Genomic DNA, 25,768 nt, shown 5'->3' on the forward strand with positions numbered 1-25,768 from the left:
GTTTACCATTCCTATCTTTTAATATGTGTTACTCTAGCATCATTAACAAGACCTCTGATTAACACTTCTTTTTCATTCATCATATCTGGAGATTCATAGAACCTCTTGTTGGGAACCTCAAATTCTTTTTCAAGAACTATTCCCTCACCAGTATACTTTGTGGCAAAATATTCAGCCTGCCATTTATCGCGCGTCCAAGAAGTAAATACACTGTCTGTATCACCTATATTATGCATTTCCGGATCGGAATGTCCTCCACGAGGTCTGGCAATACCTTTCTCCGCATTAGGATATGCTGGGCTATCTTTATCAACCCCACGCCACAATTTTTCACTACTGGGATAATCAGCATTATGAACCAGAATCCCTAAATCCGAGACAAAGTAAGTCGGAATACCCTCAACATTAAAATTATAAACCTCAAACTTACCTTCCCGTTTCTGGACCTTATCAACATCAACAACCCGACCATCAGCGGTTTGCAACAATGACCCAACAGTTAAATCCTTCGCTTCAACCCAACCTAAATCCGGCGTCCAGAAAGGATGTTCCCCAGTAGCCGAAATTACCTCCCCATCAACATACAGATCGTACAACGCATCAGTTTCCCTGATAAACGTTTCCAAAACCTGTTTCGCCTCCACCCCGGATGGAGTAGTCGGGTCATCAGCAATTACCCAATCCCCAGCCTGAATATCCTCAATATTCTTAATTCCATCAACAGTCAGAATTTCAGTACCAGCAACGAAGCACGCACCAATTACCTGCGTCTTGGTTTTATCAACCAACAAATCGTCAGCCCCAGGCGTACTGCCCTTGGCCGCCTTCCGTGCAGCACCCAGCCCCTGCTTGACCCCCTTGACCATCCCCGCAAATGGCAAGTAAGCCAGCAAATTCCAACTATCCTGAATCTCCCACGCACCATTATCCTGGTAGCTGTTGTAAAGATTCCCCGTCGCCTGTGCCGCCCCGTAAACATCAAACGCCGTATCCGCAACCATCCCCGCAGCAGCAGCCCACTGGAGCGGACCTACTGATGTCGCCACCAACAGCGGCAGCTTCATCCCCAACAGGAACGACACCCCGATTCCCGTCACAGTCCCCGCACTCCACAGCGCCCCGTGAGTCGGTTCAAACTTGCTACCGGAGTGCAGTGCGTAGGTATCAGTCAGGAAACCGCCCGATACCCCGCTAGCAAAACCCGCACCCCAATCCCCGAACATTCCCAAGATTTCTTCGCCGCTAGCCCCGCCGATCGCAGCCCCGGTGACGTAACCCAAGCCGGCACCGATGCCGCCAGAAGTCGCGCCAATCGCCGCCAACTGACCCGCCACGGCAACAGTCCCCATCAATTCCTGCATGCTGAAGTAGCCAGTCGGGTCAGTAAACCGCACCGGATTGGCGTGCGCGTACTGGTAGTCGTGCTGGCTGTACGGGTCGCTCAAAAAGCCACTGAAAGCGTCCTTCGAGATAAACCGCCCCAAAGAAGGATCGTAATACCTCGCCCGCATATAATCCAATCCAGTAGAACCATCCCGCTGTTCTCCCGCAAACTGGAAAGAATTGCCGAAAGTCCCCGTTTGGTTCAACAACCCGCCGAAAGCATCGTAAGTATAGCGATCTGTTATCAAACCCACGCTATCCGTAATCGCCCGCGTCGAACCGATGCCGTCAGTGTGATAGAATCCCTCGCGATTGTTGCGAACGGCAGAAACCAAGCCCAAACCGTGAGTGTAATCAGCAGTGACTTGACCCGCCGCATCGTACTCCATCAATACCTCAGGCAAACCGCCCGCCGAAGCAGTCAAATAATTCGTTCTGACGCCGTTAGCAATGCTGGCTACCCTGTTGCCGAAAGCATCGTAAACGAAATTAGTTCCAGAAGTCCCTCCCGGCCCCGAATTAGTAACCCCCGCCAAGCGGTTTTCCCCGTCATTAAACCAGTCGTAGTTGACAGTTTGCGTGCCGTCATTTCGCTGTATTATCGAACCGTTATTATCGTAATTGAAAGCAGTAGTTTGAGAACCCTGAGTTAACTGTCGCAGTCGGTTGTTGGCGTCGTAAGAATAATTCGCCAATCCCGTCCCCGAATCGTTCCGAGTCAAGCGGTTGCCAACCAAATCGTAAGTGTAATCGAGCGTCCGATTGGACGTAACGCCGCCGACCATTTTTTCTTGAGTCAGGCGGTTGAGGGCATCGTAAGTGTAATCGACAGTGCGACCGTCGAATTCCTCAACTTTCTTGCGGTTGCCAACTCCATCGAGAGTGTATTTGAAATCGCTGAAAATAGTACCCGTTGAATTTTTAGTCGCAATCTGTTTCAAGCGGTTGCGAGTGTCGTAATTGCGTTCTTCAACAGAACCGTTAGCCAGCGTAGTTTTTGAGAGATTGCCCGCAGCATTGTAATCGTAATCCGCCAGAATTCGAGTGCCTTTTTTAACAGTATCCAAGCGATTTAAAGCATCGTAACCGTAGGTAGTAGTTCCCGTCGGAGTAACTAGAGAAGTAATGTTGCTCAACAAATCGTAGCCGTACTGAACTACTTTTTGGTCGGGCGTCGTTACGGTTTGCAACCTGTCGTAATTATCGTAGCCGTATCGGGTTACGCCCCGCCCGTCGGTGACTGTTGCCAGTCCCAAGGTTACCGGATCGTAGGTATAGGAAACATCGGGAATGCCGGGGTCTGTAAAGTTCTTGCCGTTCAAACGCCCGAAGGAATCGTAACCGTAATCGATCTTATCTCCGTTGAAATCGGTGGTAGCAGTAACTTGTCCGAACTTGTTGTAATCGGTGCGGTTGCTTTGACCCAGCGGTAAAATTGTTTGCCAGGGACGGTTGAATTCATCGTATTTGAATTCGGTAACTTGAGTGTTGGCATCCTCAATCTTTTGCAAGCGAGATAGATTGTCGTAAACGTACTTGGTGAAAGTATCTTGCAACTGACCGTTAACTAACTGCTTGGGCTGTTCAATTTGAGTTAGCTGGCTGAAATTGTCGTAGGTGTATTTAGTCGAGCTGAGGTTTTCATCAGTGTAAGCGGTAAGGCGGCCGAATCTGTCGTAACCCATCGCAACTTTGTCACCGTTGTGGAAAGTCACCCCTACTTGCTGCCCGTATTCGTCGTATTTGAAAGCGGTCGATTGTAAGAGTGCGTCGGTAACTCGAACTAAGTTGTCGCGTTGGTCGTACTCAAATTCGGTGCGTTCGTTTTTGGCGTTAATAACTGCCTTTACCCGACCTTTGGCATCGTATTCGTAGGTAGTGGTTTGATTCAGTTCGTTGGTTTCAGTCTTGACCCGACCCAATTCATCGTAGGTGATTATGTTGTAAATATTTTAATCACTTTTGTCTCTATCTTGTTTATGGTTGTAGGTAGGATTAGGTATAAAATCTCCCACAATATTTCCATTGGCATCAACTTTCCAAGCGCCTACAATAGCTTCAGGAGGAACATATTCATTAGGAGCATATCGCCCTTCAATTTTGTAAACCCAACCGTTAGGATTCTGCTTTGCTTCTTGTAGGATTTTATCAGAAGTTTGATTTTTATTATGAGTCATAAAAACGATAACCAATCTAATTTTATTTTAATTTGATTTGTCACTCGCACGCCACTTTTCATAGTAAGCACGCTGTTCTTCAATTGTTCCAATCTGATCTGGTTCTGCTCGATCAAATATTCTAAGTAAATCGCCACGTTGAGGACGCTTACCTAGTATTAGATGATAAAGCTTCATACCTCCCCCCATATCTCGTGACATAGGTGATGGATAAGCATCAATACGTGAGCCATTGCATAAAATATTCCAACCTTTTTTTTCAAGAAAAACTCGAAGTTGACAAAGACAATCAAAAACATCTCTACCTTCAAAATGATGATGCTCTAATTCAGAATTGTGAAAATCAATCACACAAGGCTGTGTATTTTGATAAGAGAGCGTGCATTCAGATAAATGGTTGCTTCCTTCTGAGATTTTTATGATTTGGAGATTTACAGTTCCGTGCATATATATTTAAAACCTCCTACTAAATCTAGGATTAAGTTGTACTCTCCCAACAAATCTTTCGCTGTATCCATCCTTACTAACACCGACTCGTTTGACGGCAATAATATTAGATGGATCGATCCGTCTCGGTACCGCAATCTCGTACTCGCCATAATAGTCGTTGTCTGAAAAAATTCTATTTACGTCACGACTACCTGGCGGACGACGTATTATGTAAACGTATCCACCAGCTCCACCAAAATCTCTCGCCACTAATGGATCGGTAGTAGCTGATATAAATGGACTTACGTCAGGATCTTTATTAACGTGACGCCATAAAGCATCATTGCTAATGTCCGAATTAGGATCTGAGTTCCATGCGGTAAATCCATCTCTGAATATATCTTCTGGAGGTCTACTGTCCCCACGGAAGATATATTCTTCACCCTCAGATGAAAAAGAACTACCAGTTGAGCCGTTAGCTCCATTACCGGTACCTCCATTACTAAACATAGCAAAGAATAGACCTAAGATGGGTGCTAACGCAGATACTCCATTAATTGCCATGTCAGTGAGAAAGTCTTTTAGGCTATAGTCGCCTCCGTTTAGAGTAGCCGATATAAGATAACTACCACTCTCCCACTGTATCCCAGCTAAAGTGTTAGCAATATCCGCTGCTGCTTGAGCCTCACCCGCACTAAACAAACCAGTAGGATCAGTATACGTGACTGGATTAGCATTGCCATAAAGATACTTATGCAGCGACATCGGATCTTCAAAGCTACCCTCATAAGTATCCCGTCTGGTAAATCTTCCAGTTTCAGGGTCATAATACCGCTGTCTCAGATAATAATCCCCTAAATTAGGATCGAACTGCTCTCCAGCAAACAGGTAATTATTCGCAGTACCGCCAGCAGACGCAATTAAATTCCCAAAAGCATCGTAACTGTAAGTATCAGTCACCACACCTGACGCATTCGTCAACCCTCTCGTACTGCCCAACCCATCAACCAAATAATACGAATCAACATTCCCCCTTTCCTGACTAATCAAATCCAACCCATAAACATAACTAGCAGTCAAAGCATCATTAACACTCTCGTCTAAAACTTGAGCGTAAGGCAAATTATTATCAACCAAATACTCAGTCGTCACCCCATTAACAGTCTTACTGACGCGAACCCCATTCGCATCGTAAGCATAGCTAATATTCTCGCCAGTAGGAGTTTGAACGGCAACCAAACGCTTCTCTTGATTCCAAGTATAAACCGTTTCTTGAGTACCGTTTTCAATCTTGCGAGTAGTATTCCCATTCGCATCGTAACGATACTCAGTCGCCTTCACTAAAATGCCATTTTGCCTTAATTCCTCCCTCAACAACCTGTCATTACCGTCATAAACATAACTCGTCACCCCAGCAATAGAATCAGTCTTCGTCAACCGATTTCCCACCGCATCGTAACCGTAACTAATCGTGCGGTTTCCCCGAACCGAATCGGTAATTGTCTCTTTTGTCAACCGATACAAATCATCATACTCATACTCAACCTTGCGCCCGTTCTGTTCCGTAACAACCTTGCGATGACCGATCGGATCTAACGTATAATCAAAACTTTGAAGCGTCACCCCATTCCTTTGATACTGCAACAACTTCAATCGATTCAACTCATCGTAAGTTCGAGTTTCCACAACCCCATTCGGCAACTCGGTTCTTGATAAATTCCCCGCATCGTCGTAGAAATATTTCGTCTCACTATTATCCGGGTCGGTAACTTTCTTCAAGCGATTCTGTTCATCATAGCCATACTGAGTAACACCCGCAGGAGTCCTTACCTCAGTTCGATTTCCCGCCGCATCGTACCCGTACTCAATCGTCGCCCCGCTTCCCAAATACGGCCCATCCGGGTCTTTTCTCGACACCAACCTTCCCAATTCATCGTAATTAAAAATAGTCGTTCCCCGCCCATCAACAACAGTCTTAATCTGCCCGCTTGGAGTATAGGTAAACGTAACGGGAGATTCTCCTTTAACAGAGAACTGTTTAGATGTCAAGCGATTCTCAGCATCGTAACCGTAGGTAACAGTATTGCCGTTAAAATCAGTTACAGTTTTAACATTTCCTACTTCATCATAAGTAGTTCTTGAGCTTTGAGCTAAAGGCAATTCTACAGTAACCCGACGCCCGTTTTTATCGTACTCAAACTTAGTGCGATCGTCCGAAGCATCCTCTTGCCAAATCAACCTTCCAGCTTCATCGTAACCGTACTCGGTTCTCAGATTAGCAGGATTATTTCCCGACTGATTCAAAGTCTGCACTACCGCAGTCAATCTACCCAACGCATCGTACTCGTATTTGACTGTTTTACCAGCAGCATTAGTAGCAGAAATGCGGCGTCCCAAACTATCGTATTCGGTGCGATTTGTCGGATTATCTAATTGATTGTTAGGAGTGGAATCGGGATAAATTGTTTTTACCAACCGTCCAAAATCATCATACTCGTAACGAGTTATCCTGCCTTTAGCATCAATACTCGCAACAGTCCGTCCCGCATCGTCGTATTCTGTTTTATTCCTTGGATTGTCAGCTAAAGTGTTTGGACTATCGTCGGGATAAATTACCTCTACTAACCGCCCGTTATTATCGTAACGGTATTCGGTGCGATTTCCCCGTTCGTCGATTTCAGCTTTGGCATCGCCATTCTTGTAATACTCAGTTTTGCTGCGGGGATTGTTCGCTAAGAAAGCAGGCGAAACCGAGGGATAAATTACCTGCGTCCAGTCAATTGTAGCAGGAGTTTGATTCGGAGCGATCGCACTTACTAATTGCGCGATAGAATCGACTCCATCGGCATAAATCGTCTCAACCAACCGCCCCGCATCATCATAATTGTAGTGAGTTACCTGCTTATCTGGGTCAATAGTAGCCCGCAAACGCCCGCCCTTATCGTAAATGTTAATTGTACGGGGATTGTCTGCTAAACTACCGGGAGTATTGTCAGGATAAATCGTTTCGATGAGTTGACCTTTACTATCGTAGCGGTATTCAGTTTTATTGTTACGGGCATCGATGACAGCAATTTGATTGCCATTGGCATCGTACTTGTACTCCGTCACCTTGTTTTCGGCATCGGTAGCAAACCTGATTTTGCCATTGCTATCGTAATCCGATTTACTAACTAAAGTTTGCAGCCCCGAAGGAGTAGTAACGGTGCGAGTTTCAGTTTTGCGGTTGCCGCTGCTATCGTAAGTGTAAGTTGTTTTATGTCCTAAAGCATCCTCTACTGAAAGTACGTTGCCCGAAGCATCGTAGGTAAACTTAGTAACTTTGTTGTTGGCATCGGTAAGAGTGAGAAGATTTCCCCGCAAATCGTAACTGAACTTAGTAACGTTCCCCTTCGCATCTTTAGCTGTTAGCAAATTCCCACTCGGAGAATAGGTATAAGTCGCAGTATTCCCCAAAGCATCGGTTTCAGTCAAAACCTGCCCCCGACTGTTATAAGTCCACCGAGAAACGTTACCTAACGGGTCTTTTTCAGTTAACTTATTCCCCTTCGCATCGTAAGTCCACTCAGTTGTTTGCCGCACTATAACAGGATTGCCAGCAGCATTTAACTCGCTAGTAATAACAGTTTCAGTCAGTAGATTGTTGTCAGCATCGTAAGTCCTGTCAATCCGCTTCCCTAACGGGTCAATCTCAGTCAGAACATTCCCCCGACCGTCATAAACGTAAGTCGTCTCCTTCCCAAAAACATCCTTAACCTTCTGAATCGAATTAGAGGCATCGTAAATCAACTCCACCGCCGAACCGTTGGCATCCACCATCTGCTTCAAACGACCTTTCTCATCATACTCAGTCTTCACCCCACTCCGTCCCAAGGGGTCAACAACCTCAGTCAAAAAATGCGGTCTGTCCTCAGATTCATACTTAAATTGAGTCCGATTTGTCTCCCTGTCTCGAACAGCAATCAAATCCCCTTTCGCATCATATTCATACTTAACTTTGTTCCCATCCGGGTCAACAACACTAACAATCCTCCCCGCAGCATCCCTCTCAAAAACCACCGACTTACCGCTAGAACTTTGAATCCCCGCATCGCTAAAAGTCAGCTTATTCCCATTACTATCAGTAGCAGTCAACAAATCCCCAGACTTAGCATCAATCTCGTAAACCAATCCCTCCTGCGTCGTCAGTATATAAACACCACCAAAAGCAGGATTTTCGGGATTGAAGGGCTGTGCGTTCACCCCGTAATACCCGTTCTCATTCCTGACCAAATTCGCGTCCTTAACCGTCAGAGTCATCGTCGAACCCTTTTGAGACTCAAACGCAGGCTTGAACATTTGAGCCCCCGGCCCCATCGCCCCCAAATACTGATTCAAATGATGCGGAGTCGGCTTAAAAGTAAAAGTTTCCCGCTTCCCACCCGGTAAAGTAATAAACACCTTAGTCTTGCTGTCAAACGGTACAGTATTAATCCCCAACTCCTCATAAGTCGGGTCAGCTTTTAGCGAAGTCTTCAAATCCGTATCCCGGAATTCCATCCGCCAGCCGTAACCGAAATCGTCGCTATTGTTGGCATTTAAAGAATCGTAAGTCCGAGTCACGCTAATCGGAATACCCGCAACCGGAACGGTTAAATCGGTAAAGGATAACCGGAAGTTGCCCAACTTCAAATCCCCCGCAACATTCACCGTCCTTTCAGTAGTCGAACCGTTACCGTTAGTATCGAAGGCAGTGAATTTGAGAGTGTAAGCGCCGTTAGCTAAAACAGTCGGGTCAAATGTCGCAACCGTGCCAGTTACGTTAGCATTTCCCCGATAAACTTCCTTAAAATTATTGCTGCCGACGGGAGCGATTTCTAACGTATAGTATTGCAAATTGCTGTCAGAAATTGTGCCGGTGATGTTGACAGGCGCGGTAATTTCTGTATCATCTTCCAAGTTGATGGTGAGAGTGGGGGCATTGATGTCGGTGGGGTCAATTGCTGCTACTGTTTGAGTCGCAGTTCCGGCATTTCCAGCCGCATCTTTAGCTGTGGCAATTGCCGTGATGGGAGTTAAGTTATTTAACTTGACAGTTGCTTTACCTTGTGCATCCAAAACAACAGGAGTGCCGTTAATCGTCAAACCCAAAGATTCGACTTTGACGTTATCGACAGCATTGACGGTGAAGGTGACAGAATCTCCGAGATTAGCGGTATTATTGCTAGCAACAATATTGACTTTAGGGGCGACAGTATCGGCAACAACGCTTAAATTGTAGGAAACAGTAACGCTTTCCCCAAAAGTATCAGTCACCTTAACAGAAACCGGATGATTGCCGATATTAGTAGCAGTCGGCTTCCAACTAATCCGCCCGAATTCATCAACAGTCATCCCGCTGGGAGATAGAGTTAAAGCAAAAGTCAACAAATCCCCATTCGCATCAGTCGCCTTCAAATCGTAGCGATAACTGGCACCGGGCGAAACAGATTGAATCGGAATAGTTGGCACAACCGCTGCTGAATTAGCCCTGGTAATTAACTCGAAACCCTGCGCCGCACCCGTACCGGAATTATCAACAGCCCCAACGACAACTTGATGGTTGCCAGCAACAGGATTGTTCCAAGTAACAACACCAGTCATCGAATTAATTGTCATCCCCGGAGGAGATTGCAATAACTGATATTGCGAGATAGTACCGTCGGCATCGGTTGCCTGTACCTGATAGGTATAAGCGCGTCCTGGTGATGCAGTAAATACCGGAGTTGAAGTAATAGCAGGCGGCAGATTTATGGCATCAGTTCCCACATTCACCATAAAGGCTTGAGTCGAGATTGCCCCCTGCTTATCCGTGACGGCAACTTCCACAGAATGCTGTCCGATAGAATTCGCATTCGGAGTCCATTGAATCTTGCCGTTGCTGTCAATTGCCATGCCGGCAGGATAGCTGACTAAACTGAAAGTCAGCGGGTCATTTTCCAAATCAGAGGCCGCAACTGCATAACTATAAACTTGTCCTGTTGCAGCTTTAGTTGGAGGCTGGGAAACAATCGCGGGCGGCGTGTTAATTCCCCTGACAGTCAGACTGAATTCTTGAACGGCATAACCGCCGTTGCCATCAATTACCCGTACAGAAATGGTATGTTCGCCAATTTGTTCGGCATTCGGCTGCCAGCGTAAAGAACCAGATTGGGGGTCAACAATCATCCCCGAAGGTGCTTTGTCCAAACTCCACAGCAACCTGTCTCCATCTGCATCGCTGCCTGCCAAATTGTATTGATAAAGCTTGGTGAGATTGGTAACTTGTTCTGCGGGAGTAGAATCGATACTCGGTGCGCGATTGTTGGTAATATTATCGGCAATTAGATTGAATGTTTGAGTAGCAGTTCCTCCCAAACCGTCGCTAACTCTGACGGTTATTGGATAGGTTCCCTGCTGCGAGACTCCGGGTGTCCAACTAATCAATCCTTCGGAGAATGTCATGCCGGCGGGTGTCGTAGCTGGCGTTGCGAATGCCATGCCGGATGGCGGATTTAATAGAGTATATGTTAAGGGATTGCCGTCGGGGTCTTTGGCTTCTACTTGATAGAAATATGTCTTGCCCAAACGGGTATTTGTGCGGGGAGTTGAGGTGATGGATGGTGCTCGATTTGGGGCGGCTGGGCTGACGGTTAATTCTAGTCTTTGGAATGCTTCTCCTCCTTTGTTGTCTGTTGCTTTAATTAAAATTTCCCAAGGTTCGATTTCGCCGGCATAAACCCAATTGAATGCGCCTCCTTGTTGTGTGGTTGTGGGAGTCCAATTTACGACTCCGGTTGTTGGATTAATTGTGGCGTTGGTGGGGGTAACTGGTTTGCTGGAGTTGGGAATTATGGAGTAGGTGATTGTGTCTCCATCTAAGTCTATGGCTTTGGCTTGATATTGGAATGGTTGGTTGACAGCCGGATTGATGTTTTGTGGTAGTTGACTCGTGAAAACGGGGGCGTTGTTTCCGGGGGTGACTTGGATTTTGAAGGCTTGTAAGTCGGTGCCGCCTCTGCCGTCATTGACTCTGACAATGATATCGTGGGTGCCGACTGCTGACAGTGGGGGACGCCAAGATATTGTACCGTTGGGGGCAACTGCCATGCCTTTTGGTGACAGTACCAATTCAAAGGTTAAGTCGTCGTTGTTTAAGTCAGTTGCAGTTGTTCTGTAGACTAATCTTTCTCCTGCTTTGACTGTTGTTGGTGGGGTACTGGTAAATTCGGGGTCAGTATTGGGGCCTGCTAGTTTGGAATTTGTGGCTGCAAAATCTACTCCAAATTTCGTATTGTTAGCGGTGACTGTGACTTCTTGATAAATGGGATTGGTTGGAGATGTTTGAGTCCATCCGGGTTGTAATTGCGAGACGATGCGGTAGTTTCCGGGGGCGAGGGTGAATGAGTAATTACCGCTGGCGTCGCTGTAGGTGAAGGGTTCGTTGCTGTCTTGGATGCCGTTGCGGTTAGTGTCAACGTAAACTAACCAGTTTTCCATTCCCGGTTCGTTGTCGGTTGGTTTGCCTAAGCCTCGGACTACCATTAAGTTGCTAAATCCAGCCCAGGCGTTAAACAGTAAGTCTCCTGTCACCGGGTCAGTTGTTGCGCCCCAAGCGCCGCCATAGCCGGTGATGAAAGGATCCCGGGTTGTGCGAATCGGGTTGCCGTTGATATCTAAGTCGTAGGCCCAGATGCCACCAGCATTCCATTCTGCCATCAACAAACCTTCACCGCTGTCGAAATTAGGTGCGGTGACAGGCATATAAATGAAGGCACCCGGGCCCGCACCTGCGGTTGTTTCCAATTTAGGCGGATTGATGGTATAGCGGGGCGTGCCGTCGGGGAAAGTACCGTTGGGCCCGTAGGTGAGGGTATAGAATCCGTTGCTGGGGTAGGCACCAGTGGCTTTAAGCTGCCCCTCTCCCGGAAACCCTTCGGGAACGAAAGTCAAGCCGCCCATAGCAGCAGGATACCCACCGCTGGGCGCGCCGCCCGGTTTGATGGAATAGATGCCCGAAGGTTTCCACAAGTTGGCCAACAATACGTTGTCGGGGGTGTAGACCAAACCGGCATCGCTGTAGGGCGAACCGGCAAAGTAATTGGCTGTGTAGGGAGTTTCTGCCTCGCCGTCGTCGTCTAAGCCGATAATATGACCGTTTTCTCCCCGCACTACCTTGACTTCATACAGGGCACCACCGCCAGATGCTGCACCGCCACCCAAGAGCAAGGTATTCGGGTCAACAGTACCGTCGGGGTTGCGTTTGAAGGTCATCGCCCCTAATATGCCGGGTACGCCGTCCGGTCTATTTAAGTCGTAGGCGGCGTAGTTGTCTGCAAAGCGCGGGCCCACTACCACTCGACTGTCCGGTGTCATGTTACCCGGATTCGTAACGCGACGAGTTCCAGTCCCGTCCGCATCCAAGTACACGCTGCCCTTAACCGTACCGGGGACGGCGCTGCTGATATTGATGTCAAAACTTTGAGTATCTACCCCACCGCGACCGTCTTCCACCCGTACCCTCACTTTGTGAGGATTGCCCGGTGCAGAGGCAGAGGGCGTCGCCCAAATAATCCTGCCGGTTTCCGACTCGATAATCATCCCGCTGGGCGCATCTTCCAGCAAATAAGTGAGAGTATCCCCGTCGGCGTCACCCGCACTGGTGCGGTATATATAGCGAGTGCTTGTATAACCGTCAGTAACAGGCGGAGTATTGAAAGTCGGGCTGCTGTTTCCAGGTTCCGCCCCCACCTGCACTCGAAAATCCTGTTGGGCGACACCGCCCTTGCCGTCATTCGTTTCCAAAACCACGCGATAAGCGCCCAATTCCTCGCCAACAGCACCGCTAGTCTCGCCGTCGCCCGGAGTGACGACAGCAGGCATTGCTTTCCCCGACAAAGCTTGGAAACTGTAGGAGGAAGGCGTGTTGGAGTTGTTGCCAAACACCGCCAGAACGTATTCTCCATCAACGGGTAGCACCACATCTCGATCGGTACTGATGCCACCCCAGTCAAACCCAGCAACAGTCCTCGTCGCAACCCTGTTCTGGTGTCCCGGCTGGTAAAGCACCCAATTAGCGTTGCTTCCGGTTAGCGAGTCAAAGAAAATCTGCTGACCCTCCGTTCCAGTGAATTTGTAAAGGTGAGTGGGGTTTCCCGGCTCCAAGGTAGCGCTGGTGCGCTGGTTCAATTGCAGTTCGGCAGCATTCGCAACATCCAGCACGCGGAAGCGGAAATCGGCAGGCGAATCCTGTCCCCCAGTAACCAACAAATTGTAAGTACCGGGTTCAGTTAAAGTATAAGGGGCGTAATCGCTGGCAGATGAACCTTCATACCAGTAGTTGGGTAATATCTGGTCGCCACTGGGACTGATCAAGCGGACGTTCACTGTCTCCGTTCCACCAGCCGGAACCAAGCCGTCGTAAAAGATTGTTTGTCCGGCCTTACCAGTAAAACTGTAAACTTCAGCAGCTTGTCCGGGGTCGAAGGTCTTGCTAACCGTCACGCCCATTTGGATGGAATTTTCGCTGTCGCGCGGGTTGGGAGTAACGGAGGGCAGCTCGAGAACCTGGTAGCGGTAGTCGCCGGTGCTGGTGGGATTGCTGCCCCGCACCTCGACCGTGTAAGTCCCCGTTTGCTCCAACTGAATGAAGGGAGGGTTAAAGTCGCTGCTGGCGTTAATTAAGAAGACCTGGGTGCCGTTTGGGTTGAGCAGCCTGACATTAACCGCGTCATTATCTACGTCCTGGCTGTCGAAGTAAATCCGAGTTCCCGCGCTTGCTGTGAAAGTGTGGTTGACAACCTGTCCCGCTGCAATATTTCCACTTTGCACGGTGCCGAGTCCGGTCGTCGCCACGGGTGTCGGTGTAGAGTCCGTTACCGTAAAGTTGTAGTCAACGGGAGTTGGGCTGTTGCCGCGAACGGCTAGGAGGTACTCACCATTTGTCGGCAGCATCAAGTTAAAGTCAGACCCAGACACGCCAGTTTGAGGAACGACTTGGTTGTTTGGTCCGTAGACTATCCAGCTAGCGCTGCTGCCAAAAGGCACAGCCACATCAAAATTCAGCCTTTGCCCTGCCGTGCCCGTAAATTTATACAGCTCGGTTTCATTGCCCGGCTCGAGCCTGCTTGGGGTCGGGGTGGCCACAGGTAGAGGAGTTGCTGCTGCCACATCCTGCAAGCGGAAGGTATAGGTGCCCGTCGCGCTATCGCTGCCGTCAACTATCAAACGGTAAGTTCCCGACTCGGTAAGAGTTGTCGGTGGCAAGTCAGTATTTGCCGGGTTCCAGTAGGCTCCTGGATTGGCTGCATTCCAGGTATTGTTGCCAAATTCAGCACCGCTGGGACTTACCAATTTGAATTGGATGTTGTTGTTGCTTGCCCCCTGACTGTCGAAATACACCCGCTGTCCGGGAGTTCCTGCGAAAGTATATTCCTTTCTTTCCCCAGCTTCCCCAATAGTCCCCGATACAGTGGTGCCTAAGGACAAAGCTGTGGGGGTAGGGACGGGAGGAGTAGCGACCTTAAAGCTGTAGTTGGCGGGGGTCGGTGAATTGTTTTGAAGGGCGAGGATGTAGGTGCCCTTAATTGTTGGCGTTATCTCAAAGTCAGAATTAGTCCACCCCGATGCAGGAACCGGTTTGTTGTCCGGCCCGTAAAGCACCCAGCGAACGTCGCTGCCCGTGCTGGCTGCCAAGTCGAAGTAAAGCGGCTGCCCGACGGCGGGTTTGAATTGGTAGAAATCTATCTTGGTTCCCGGTGCGAGGGTATTTGAAATATCGGCATCCAGATTTAAAAGCGGTACTGCTTGCGGGTCTTCCACATCGACCAAACGGAAACCGTAATTGCCCGTTGTATTGTTAGTGCCGTCAATGACCAAGTGATACTCGCCTGCCTCGGACAGGAATATAGGGGCGGTCATGTCAGCATTCAAATTGCCGTCCCATGTCGGCACGATACTTCGCCCCCAATACTCGTTTATGCTGCCGCTGTTGGGGTCGCTGAGTACCGTATCGGTGGGTACGCTGGGAGAGAACAGCTTGGCGGTGAAGTTGGTGTTGCCAAGAGAGCGATCGAAGAACACTCGCTGCCCCGGCCGACCGGTAAACTTGTAGATATCCCGTTCCCCTGGTTCGCTGATGCTGCTCGTGATGGGCGAACTTAAAGTTAGAGGGAATACAGTTGTTTCGGGTGTCACCACCTTAAATTGGTAACTCTCTGGGGCGGTGATGTTAGTGTTGCCACCAATTACCAAAGTGTAAGTGCCGTTACCGGGCAACTTGACTTCTAAATCCGGCCCCGGCACGCCAGAGATCGAATCGATTTTCTGGTTCCCCGGCCCGTAAAGTTCCCACAAAGTGCCATTGCTGGGGTTCCAGCTTCCTGCTAGGTCAAAATACAGGTGTTGCCCTTCGGTTCCTTGAAACCGATAAACTTGCCGCTCTCGGGCATTAGCTAAAGTACCCGATATGTTTTGGTCAGGGCGCAAGTCAAAGACGCTGGGATGGTTGGTGCTGGCAGTGTCGAGGAGTTGGAAACTGTAGTTGCCCGTGGCTCTGAAATCCCCATCAATTTCAACTCGGTAAGCGCCCGCCTCTCCCAAAGTTATTGGTTTCTGTTCTGTTGTTGCTTGCTGTTCGTAAATGTTTTTGCCGCTGGGACTGAAAATTTTCGTCCTCAAAGAAGGGTTATTAGCAACCAGGCTATCTACGACTAACTGCTGACCTACCTCCCCTGTGAAAGTGTAGGTATCCCGTTCGCCCATTTTCGCAATGGAACCCGTTACCGCGTTCCCTAATCCGATGGGGGCCGTAGTGCGATCGGAAGTAACTGCTTGGAATGGGTAATTTACGCTGCTGTTGTGTGGGTTAACGAGCGCTACGGTGTAAGTGCCATCGGTAGGCAAGGTTAATTCTTCATCGCCCGGCCAATTCGTTTTCAGGATGCTGTTGCCTGGTCCGTAAAGCGTCCAGTTGCTGCCATCATTCAAAAAGTAGACGTTTTGCCCTGTTGTGCCCGCAAACTGCAACAACCGCGTTTCGTTGGCTGCTACAGCCCAAGTTTGAGCGGGGGCATCTAGCGTTATTGGCGTTGCTGTTGAAGCGTCCAAGAAGCGGAAGCTGTAAGCGCCTGTTTTGGTGGTCTCAAACATTGATGTTGTTGTAGGAGTATCGACAACAGCACGGTAAATGCCCGTTTCTAGCAGCGCGAACAACTCCTTGTTCCCGGAGGTCGATATATTGGGGAATACCTCCACGCCACTGGGACTCAGAAGGCGAACGTTTTTTGAACCGCTATCTGCAATGCCGTCGAAGTACAGGCGCTGGCCTGCGGTTCCATTGAAAGTATAAATGTCTTGTTCCCCAGGCTCGCCGATCGTACTGTTGGGTGGGGTTGCGGTGCCAATAGGAAGTGATGCTACGGGCATTGTCGGTGTCACGACTCGGAATTTGTAGGAAGCCGGACTGCCGTTGTGTCCTTGCAAAGCTAATAGGTACTCGCCATCACCAGGTAACGCTAACTCAAAGTCGCTAAGTGCCTGCGTTCTGTTAATAACTGTCTGTCCCCCCGGCCCGTAAAGAGTCCACGTATTAGACCACGAACCATCTAAGGCGTCAAAGTACAAATACTGACCCGCCTGTCCGTTAAAGCGGTACAAGTCGGTTTCAAAGGGGCTGGGGGCAAAGGTGCTTTCAACATCTGCATCCAAAACCAAGGGGGTAGCGATGGTTCTGTCGAGGAGGCGGAAGCTGACGTTAGCGGTTGGTGTTGCTTGGTCGTTAGATACCAGCAAGTAGTGAGTGCCGCTTTCGGTTAAGGTGTTGAGCTTATCCGCTGTGACGCTTGACCAATATTCTGCTGCTGTAAAGCTATCGATTTCCCGCCCGCTGGGAGAAATTAACTTAAGCCTGACGCCTGGGTTATTAGTCAGCCCGTCGTAATACACCTTTTGACCCACCGCGCCCTCAAATTTATAAGCTGCTGTGCCCCAAGGTGGGATTGACGGGATGCTCGCAGTCGTATTCAAATTCAGCGTTTGGGATGCCCCCAAATCGAGCAAGGAGTAGCCGTAGTCGCCAGTTCCTTGTACTCGCAAAGTGTAGGTTCCCGTTTGCTGCAACTGCATCGGGCTTGAGGAATCTGTGCTGGCGCTGGAGCCATTGAGGGCAGAGACAACAGAGCCGCTCGGATTGAACAGCGTAACAGAGACAGCATCGCCATCCGTATCAAGGCTGTCGAAGTAAACTAAGGTACCCGCACTGGCAGTGAAGGTTTGGTTGACCGGGGTTGTCGGCAAAACCGTGCCGCTGCGTGCTATCCCCAAACCTGATTTCGCCACCAGCGGGGAGGTAATATTGTTCGCGGAGATGTTGTAACTAACGTTGCTGCTCGATGCGTTCTGCAACGCTAGGGTGTAAGCACCTGTTACCGGTAGCAACACTTCAAAATCGCTGCTTAATGAAGAGCCACCTATTTGTGACGAAAAGTTGGGAAAACCGGGAGCGTGTAGCGCCCAGCTTGCACCCGATGCCGCAGGTGACAAGCTGTCGAATTGGATTCGCCCTCCTGCCGTACCGCTGATTTGATACAGCACTGCTTCGTTTGGAGGCAAGCTGCCTGGGGTTGCCGTCCCCAATGGCAAGATTGGGGCTGCTGTCGCATCTGCCAAGCGGAAACTGTAACTGCCTAAAACATCATTATTGCCGTCAATTGTCAAGCGGTAGGTGCCGCTTTCGGTGAGAGTATTGGACAGACCATCAGCACCCGTATTGCCGCTGAAGATTTCCAGACCGCTGGGGCTGATGATTTTAGCCGTGATGTTGCCGTTGCCACTGCGGGGGTCAAAGTACATTCGCTGTCCGACGTTACCCGTGAATGTGTAAACATCCTGCTCTCCCGGTTTGCTGATGCTGGCATTGTTGACGGAACCCAAGGTAAGGGGAGTAGGGTTGGCAGTCGAGAAGAAGGGTTGAATGCTGTAGCTGATAGGTGCAGCGGTGCCATTGCCACCAGGTGCAGGAGTGCCATCCCCCCGCAAAACTACATAGTACGTTCCGCTCCCAGGCAGCACTGTTTCTATGTCGCTCCAAAGGTAATTATCACTCACTAACTGATTGCCAGGCCCGATTAGCCGCCAACCGCCGGGAGACGAGGAAAGGAGGGTGTCCAAATACAGGCGATCGCCCTCCGTGCCTGTAAACTGGTAAATATCCGTCTCCGACCCCGGACTCAAAGTACCGCTGGTAGGAGCATTCAGGTTCAATGTCGGTGCTGTTGCTAAAGAGAGCAGCCGGAAATTGTAATTTTCTGTGGATTCGACATACCCGTCTACAATCAGCCGATAATTTCCAGCTTCAGGGAGAATATATGGGATATTTCTCCCCGAGTCCCCAGATGCAGGGGTATTAAAGACTTCAATACCGCTGGGACTGACCAATCTCACGTAAGTGTTAGGTGTCTCAACCAAGGCGTCTAGTAGCAGTCGTTGGTTGGCGCTGCCACTGAAAGTGTAGACATCTCTTTCTCCTTTTTCGCTGATGCTGCCGGATACGCTGAAGTTGCCCCCCGCATCTGGCGTCAGCGTTCCCCCAGATAGAGTTTGGGGGGTAATTACCCGGAATTTGTAATTAATAGGAGTGGCATTGCGCCCCTGGACTGCCAGCAAGTAGCTGCCGGCTGATGGCAGCACGACCTCAAAATCGCCACCTAAACCGCTGGGATTGTACCCAGCGTAGGTGTTGGAGCCGCCAAAAGTTGTCTTGCTGTCCGTAGCGATCGCCTGATTCCCAGGCCCGTAAAGCGTCCAGTTTGCCCCCCCCGGATTGATATCTGAATCGAGATAAAGGCGCTGACTGGCGTCCCCAGTAAAGGAATAAAAGTGGGTTTCAAAACCGGGACTTAGCTGTCCGGTGACATCTGCATCTAAGTTAATGGGCGTGGCTTGACCCACATCCAGCAAGTTGAAGCTGTAGTTGCCCGTGCTTTCGGAGTAACCGTCAATCTCCAAGCGGTAAGTGCCTGTCTCGTCGATCGTAAATGGTTCTGTATCTGAGCCTAAGCCGATGTTGTTAAGCTGGGGTACAATGGAGCCACTGGGACTGACCAGCTTTACGGTGGCATTTACTTGGGAATTACTCAGCAGGTAGTCAAAATAAAGGCGCTGCCCTTTCGTGCCACCAAAAGTATAGATATCCTGTTCGCCTTTTTCGGTAATGGCCGCACTGACGGTGTTGGGGTTGGCGTTGTTGCCCAACTGTAGCGGATAAGTAATCGTGTCGGGTGTAACAATTCGGAAGGTATAAGAGGTGCTGCCGAAGAAGGGCGCGCTGCCCCGCATTACCAAAGTATACTCGCTGTCGCTGGGCAAGACGATCTCGTTGTCGTACCAGCCTGTGTACCAAGAGCTTACTTGTTTGCCGTCAACCCAGGAGCTTACCTGCCTGCCCTCCCCATCATATAGTACCCAGTTCAGGTTGGAGTTGGTGCTGAGTTGGTCAAAGTACAGCCTTTGTCCCTTGAAGCCGTTGAAGCGGTATGCGTCGTCTTCTGAGCCGGGACTCAGCAGACCGGTCACGTTTCTATCGAAAGGTGCAACGGGTGTTTGCTCCATGTCAATTAAGCTGAAGCCGTAGTCTCCCGCAGCACCGTCAATGACTAAGCGGTAGTTGCCCGTTTCAGTCAGGTTGATTGGAGGGCCTTGATAGTTTGTGCCTTGATAGCTTGTATTGCTATCGAGTACCAGCAAGCCGCTCGGGCTGTACAACTTTAATGTCTGTCCAGGAGTGCTCCTAAGAGAGTCGTAGTAAAGTCGCTGTCCTTCCAGGGCGCTTACGGTATAGATATCTTGTTCGCCAAGAGAGCCAATTCGCCCCAGTACGGTGTCGCCAAATACCATTGCTGCTGGCGGAGTCCACTGGACGATTCCCGTTTCTGGGTTGACCCTCATTCCCTCTGGGCCGAGTACCAAGTTGTAGGTTAGGGTATCGGAGTCTGGGTCTTTGGCATCGGCATCGTAGCGGTAAGGTGTATTGACGGCTGCATCGACAACTGGCGTCGAAGTAAAAATCGGAGGTCGATTCGGCGGCGGATTAATAGCTGAAAGCACATATTTTTGTTTGGCAATTCCACCTTTTCCATCCTCAACCTGCACGGTCACCGCGTGATTTCCAATATCTCCGGCAACCGGATTCCAACTAATAATCCCGGTTTGAGCATCTATCTCCATCCCCAACGGTTTTTCCAACAAGGAATAAGTCAGCGCATCCCCATCGGCATCAACAGCAATTGCAGTATAAACGTAACTTTTACCCACCAAAGCTTCCGTATTTGGTGTCGCCTTAAATTGTGGAACTTGATTTAATTGACTTAAAAATACTAAATCGTAACTAAACTGAACTCCTTGAGGATTGTAAAACTTTAACGTATCGGTTGATGTCAGTTCCCCTGGCTTTAAAATGCCACCGCCAACCAGTTTAGTAATGTCGTAATAAGGGATTCCTTCTGGCGTGATTCCGTCCGCATCCAACAGTCGCACCGTTGGGTCGCTAATCTTGTTTATTCCTACCAACAACGTACCCCGCACCGGATACTGACCCGCATTTTTTACGGCTAAATCCGCATAAAGAATTTTGCTGTTTGAATTGAAGGAAGTCTGTTTGTATTCTGCTTCCAGACTGCTCGAAACGTCCTGCAAGCGATTGAAATTGACTGGTACGTTAGGGGATACATCCAGGGATGGTAATGCTGTTACAGGAGCTGTTATAGCCGATGAAGGTTGGATGGCTATTGAGGTGATGCCGACTTGGGTAGCTGTATCGCTGTCGTTGTTGACCAACCGTATTTGCAGTGTAGCAGCCGTACCATCCGCTATTTGCGATAAGTTTACACTGATATTAGAGCCGTTGAAAGTAACGCCCGGTGCTAGTTGGGGAGGCTGTCCCTCGGTGAAATTGAAGAAACTATTGAGTCCTGTTCCTACAGTGTGAACTAAAGAGCGGCCGCTGGCATCGACTAAAGCTATTTCAAAAGCATCCTTGATGGAGTCGGAGTCTGCCCTATCGAAGTTGAGACCGGCGATATTCACAGTAAGGGTTGACGGCACTGCTGGAATTGTCATGGGCCGTTCTAATTTTTCTGTGAAGGATGTTTCTTCAGCCAGCCATATAATGCCTGAGTCCGTAGCTGCGATGCGGGTAAAAGTTCTGCTGGCGGTGCTGGAGTTACCTGCAAAGTCTGTGGCAGTGGCGGTGAAACTGTTGCTGCCAATAGCTAATGTTACTCCTGCAAACTCAAAGCGTCCTGTAGAGTCCGCAGTAGTTATAGCGCCTGTCTCAGCTAGGATCACGGTACTTCCGGGGTCGGTTTGCCCGGTTAAGGTGACGGTGGAGTCTAGGGTTTGCCCGTCTGCAACGGGAGGAGTATCGAAAGCTGGGTTTAAGCCAAATGTTAGTTCTGGCGGTGTCGTGTCGAGGGTGAAGGGGAGTTCAAAGGTGCTGGTGTTGCCGTGAGAGTCGGCTGCAAGCAGGTATAGGGTATGTGTGCCGTCTGTTAAGGTGTTGCCGTTGACGGTGAAGAGTGTGTTGGGGGTGAGTGCAAAGCTGCCGTCGGAGGTTAGCAAGTCTTTAAGTTCAATGCCGGTAGACTCCCTCGAAAAGCTGGCGCGGAAGCTAGCAATGTCGCTGGCATCGGTAATTGTTCCGCTGATGGCGGGGTTATTGGTGATGCCGTCGGCACTGTTAGAACCGGTGTCGTTAACTAGCGCTGCTGCAATTGCGGGGGGGGCTGTCTCCGATGGCACTTGGCTGTTGGCGTATTCTATTAGCTGCTGTCCGAGCTGAGTATTGCGCCATTCTCTGTCAGGATTGATAACGGAATCCAGCAGCGGTGCGTTTCCTGTTGCCCCAAGCACTGTGAAGATAAGGTCATTGTAGTCGCTGTCAGAGTTAGCGGCTGACATATCTTCCATCGCAAATGTGTTCCCGGTTCCGGTTGTGTCGGCGATCGGCAACACGTAAGATGTATCGTTGGGATTGGCTGTGGCGATACTGAATAAGGGACGGTTTTCGGGGAACCAATTTCCCGAATACGAGGATTGGAGGGATGATTGTATTGTAGCGTTGGGGACTAACATGACGGCAAAGGTGTCGCCTGGGGTCATATTGAAAGTTTTTATACCCTGATATTCGCCGCTGTCCCACTCCCCGTCGAAGGGCATCGCACCGGTGAATTTTGCGGATTCTTGCGAGTCGCTGATTACAACGTATCCGTCGGTGGAATTGCTTAAAACTCTACGGGATGCTTCGGCAATGAATTCTGGAGTTCCTGGTGTAAATGCGGACATTCCGGCCAGGCTGAAAATTCCGAGTTCGCCTTGAAAGTAGCCGCCGTCAAATACATAGTCAAATCTGACTTTCCCTTGGTTATCGACAAGGAAAGTCCCACTGGGTGAGTTGGCTGTTGTTGTTATTGAGAGATTTGTTGGGGAATTGGTATTGCTTTGGAAGTTGCCAGTACGCTGTGTTGAATTGGGTTGACTGTCTGCAAGATTGTCAGGGAATTGACTGTCTGTAAGATTGTCGGAAAGTTTGCTGTTAGAGTTGAAAAATCGCGGTTTTGGTTCGTCAGAATTAATAGCAATTATTGGATAGATTTCAGTTGCTAATTCGGCTGCTGTGAAGGTGGCAGGGATGCCATATTCTACTGTACCAGTAGTGAATTCTGCAAGAGCGATCGAATCTGTTTTTGGCGGCAATTCTTCAGTTTCAAATACGAAGTCGGCTGCTATTTCAGCAACTGGGAGAGCGCGTTCAACCGTATCGGCAGCTTCGGGTGCGGCAATAATTGAAATTGACTCGGTTTTTGTCGCCCATTGTTCGGTTTCAAATACGTCGGCTGCTATTTCAGGAAAAGCGGTATCATATTCAATCTGTTCAATTTCTGAATTTAATTCAGTAACGCTAGCGCTAGGTGTTTTTGGGTTAGGGGTTGTTTGTTCTATTTGTGGCGATTCTTGAGTTTGGTATTTACCAACTGTTGATGTTCCTGTTTCTGGCGACTCTTGATTATCGGATTTATCGACTGTTGATGTTGTTGGTGACTGTTCTTTGCTATCAGATTTATCAACTGTTAGTGTGACTGTTGTTGGCGATTCTTGAGTTGGAGATTTACCAACTGTTGATGTTCCTGTTTTTGTAGATTCTTGATTGGGAGGTTGGCTAACAGTTAGTGTTTCTGTTGGTGGCGATTCTTTGCTATCTGGGTTAGCGACTGTTGTTGTTGGTTGAGCTTTTTGACTGTCTGAATCCGTAACTGTTACTGTCGTCGATTGAGGTTTTTGACTGTAGTCGCCAGCAACAGTTTCTGCTTTTGGTTGAGGTCTTTGAGTATCTGAATCAGTGAGTGTTTCTGCTGATTGAGGCTTTTGTTTGTCGGTACCGGCAGTTATTAATGATGTTTTATCCTGCGATTCGTTAGCCGAATTAGTAGCAGTTGATTCTGCTGGAGATTTCGGCTCTGATTTATCCGATTCACCTTTCAGTTTTTGAATTAACTGGGAGTGAATTGCTGCGGATTTGGGGTCAACTAATTGGCTGAGGGGAATGATTTTAGATGTAGCGCCCGTGACTCGGAATGTGATATCGTCGTAATCCAGATCGCTTCGGAGAATCAGCCCCATGTCTTCCATGACGAAGAGTTTGCCTTCTCCTGTAATGTCGGCAATTTGACCGATACTGAAGCCATCGGTGGGATTGTCTGTAGCTATGGAAAATAGGGGTTTTTTGTCGCCTCCGATTGCGGGGTTGTCGTATACTTGCTGTACGGTGCCGTTGGGGACTAGCATGAAAAAGAATTTGTCCCCAGGTGTCATGGCAAATGTTTTTGTGCCGAGATATTGCCCGGAATTGAGGTTTTCTGAGTCGTTAGGAGCGGTGTAATATGCTCCTTCTAAATCGTCATCCATTGCGATGTAGCCCTTTGTCGAGTTGCTTAAAGCTCGACTTGCTGCTTCTTTGATGAAGGCTTCGGAACCGGGAACGAATTTCTCGATTCCGAGCTGGCTGACGATGGCTAGTTGTCCGCTATACCAGCCGCCGTCGGATGTGAATTGTATGCCGACTATTCCTTTTTCATCGACAGTGAATGCGTTTGAGTCAAAGTTAACGTTGGTTGGGGGAGTTGAGGTTTGATCTGGTTCTGGGGTTGAGGTTTTATTTGGTTCTAAATTAGTGAATGGAGTTATAACAATACTCCGGACAGTTTTTCAAGAGGGATGCGATCGCAATAAAAGACAGAAGTGAAAAAAGTGAGTGCAATCTGAACCCAAAATGAACAGAAAAAAAGGCACTCTTTTAGGTTAAGCTATAAAAACACACAAGCTCAACAGATTGCCTTATGAACATTATGGAATCCATCTTACAACAAATGCCAGGGATTAGTCAACCCCAAAAGAAGTTTTTAATTACTTTATTCTCAACTATTTTGCTAGCCTATGGCAAGGTTAACTTCACGAATCTCAGTCGTTATAGTTGTTTGAGTGAAAAAACCTACCGTCGTCACTTTCTCAAAAGCTTTAACTTTCCACAATTTAATCAATATTTCCTCGAACAAGCTTTAAATCCTGAACACACAGTCATTGCTGTTATTGATTGTTCTTTTTTAATAAAAAGTGGTAAAAAAACTGACGGTCAGGCTTATTTCTATAATGGTGTAGCTGGTAAATCGGAACAGGGGTTGGAAATTTCTGTGATTTCTATTGTCGAAATTGAGACTCGTTTATCTTATAGCTTAAGCGTACAACAAACTCCGCCACGCCCTCAAATAAAGCCCGTGAAAAAACTGCCAAAAAAACCGAAGAATAGCTCGTCAAAAAAATCTCGCAAAAAACCGGACTCTCAAAGCTCAATGCCTGACATCACAAGAGTTGATGACTATGCAAAACATTTGAAAAATACTCGTTGTTTCTTCCCAACTTCTGTACGTTATTTGGTGGCTGATGGCTATTATTATCGCTCTAAATTCTGGGATGCTGTGCGGGAGTTGAATTTAGACTTTATTGGCAAGTTAAGAGTTGATGCTAACCTACGCTATCTCTATACAGGTGAACAAAATAAACTGGGAGCTCCTCGAAAATATGATGGTAAGGTTGACTGCCAAGATCTAAGTCGTCTAAACTTTGTTAAAGAAATAAAACCGGGGGTTTCACTCTATACACTGGTGGTCTGGAGTTGTTGTTTAAATTGCCAAATTAGTTTGGCTTGTATTTCTGAGGCTCAAGCCAATGGGAAAATCAAAAATACTTTATTATTTAGCACTGATATTCACCTACCACCTGAGCAAATTCTTGAATATTATCAGGCTCGTTTTCAAATAGAATTTATTTTTCGTGATGCCAAACAATTTACGGGATTGTCTGATTGTCAAGCTCGTCATTTACCACGACTTGATTTTCATTTTAATGCCAGTCTAATTGCCTTAAACTTAGCCAAACATGAACTTTCTAGTTGTCATTCATCTGCCAAATCTTTTGTGTTTTCTATGGCCTCTTATAAACGTCTGGAATTCAATAAGCATCTACTTTCTACCTTTATTGATAAGTTAGATTTAGACCCGGATTTGATTTTAAATCACCCTAACCTTCCTTCAGTCTTGTCTTATGGTACTCTGGCTGCTTAAAAACTGTCCGAACTATTGTTATAACAAAAATGCTCATTATTAATCAACAGCGTGCAGGCAGGGCTATTTCATTCTTGAGAGAAGGGTGATAAGTTGAAGCTATATTCCTTC

Annotated in this window: 5 protein-coding genes; 1 reads left to right on the top strand and 4 read right to left on the bottom strand. The window is 48.2% G+C overall.

All coding sequences use genetic code 11. From position 1 onward, the window contains the following. Nucleotides 1–11: 11 nt before the first annotated feature. From P2A85_RS11615 to P2A85_RS11630, 4 genes are read right to left on the bottom strand one after another with little or no spacing between them, the layout of a single operon-like run. Nucleotides 12–3,305: a polymorphic toxin-type HINT domain-containing protein gene (locus tag P2A85_RS11615; protein WP_377479990.1), complete on the bottom strand. Its 3,294-nt coding sequence runs from the start codon at nt 3,303–3,305 to the stop codon at nt 12–14. A 30-nt stretch (nt 3,306–3,335) separates the two neighbouring features. Further along, on the bottom strand, nt 3,336–3,560 hold the full coding sequence (locus P2A85_RS11620; RefSeq protein WP_377479993.1) for a hypothetical protein: 225 nt from the start codon (nt 3,558–3,560) through the stop codon (nt 3,336–3,338). A 27-nt stretch (nt 3,561–3,587) separates the two neighbouring features. After that, on the bottom strand, nt 3,588–4,007 hold the full coding sequence (locus P2A85_RS11625; RefSeq protein ID WP_377479996.1) for a hypothetical protein: 420 nt from the start codon (nt 4,005–4,007) through the stop codon (nt 3,588–3,590). 6 nt (nt 4,008–4,013) lie between these two features. After that, nucleotides 4,014–23,945, bottom strand: a complete 19,932-nt coding sequence (locus P2A85_RS11630; RefSeq protein WP_377480000.1) for a putative Ig domain-containing protein — start codon at nt 23,943–23,945, stop codon at nt 4,014–4,016. 431 nt (nt 23,946–24,376) lie between these two features. Between P2A85_RS11630 and P2A85_RS11635 the strand changes: the two genes are divergently transcribed. Further along, nucleotides 24,377–25,657 carry a transposase gene (locus P2A85_RS11635; RefSeq protein ID WP_377480004.1) on the top strand — a complete coding sequence of 427 codons (1,281 nt, stop codon included), beginning with the start codon at nt 24,377–24,379 and terminating at the stop codon, nt 25,655–25,657. Nucleotides 25,658–25,768 lie beyond the last annotated feature (111 nt).

This window comes from Microcoleus anatoxicus (assembly GCF_042465725.1).
Lineage (GTDB): Bacteria > Cyanobacteriota > Cyanobacteriia > Cyanobacteriales > Microcoleaceae > Microcoleus > Microcoleus anatoxicus.

Bases quoted from the DNA above. Each gene is read 5' to 3' on its own strand.
- P2A85_RS11620 (WP_377479993.1), bottom strand. From the start codon at position 3,560: ATGACTCATAATAAAAATCAAACTTCTGATAAAATCCTACAAGAAGCA.
- P2A85_RS11625 (WP_377479996.1), bottom strand. From the start codon at position 4,007: ATGCACGGAACTGTAAATCTCCAAATCATAAAAATCTCAGAAGGAAGC.
- P2A85_RS11630 (WP_377480000.1), bottom strand. From the start codon at position 23,945: ATGGATGACGATTTAGAAGGAGCATATTACACCGCTCCTAACGACTCA.
- P2A85_RS11635 (WP_377480004.1), top strand. From the start codon at position 24,377: ATGAACATTATGGAATCCATCTTACAACAAATGCCAGGGATTAGTCAA.